General features: G+C 41.8%; 1 protein-coding gene. It reads right to left on the bottom strand.

All coding sequences use genetic code 11. From position 1 onward, the window contains the following. Positions 1 to 261 (bottom strand): hypothetical protein (locus ACJQQZ_RS12595; protein WP_408023179.1); only part of this gene is annotated, 261 nt, incomplete at both ends.

Raw genomic sequence — 261 nt, forward strand, 5'->3', positions numbered from 1 at the left:
CATCAACAAGCACAAGCGTATCTGACTCAAACTCAGTAAGTACATCAGATAGTGCATCAACAAGCACAAGCGTTTCTGGATCAAACTCAGTAAGTACATCAGATAGTGCATCAACAAGCACAAGCGTTTCTGGATCAAACTCAGTAAGTACATCAGATAGTGCATCAACAAGCACAAGCGTATCTGACTCAAACTCAGTAAGTACATCAGATAGTGCATCAACAAGCACAAGCGTATCTGACTCAAACTCAGTAAGCGCGT

It is taken from the genome of Staphylococcus sp. KUGN1 (assembly GCF_045984185.1).
GTDB classification, from domain to species: domain Bacteria; phylum Bacillota; class Bacilli; order Staphylococcales; family Staphylococcaceae; genus Staphylococcus; species Staphylococcus warneri_A.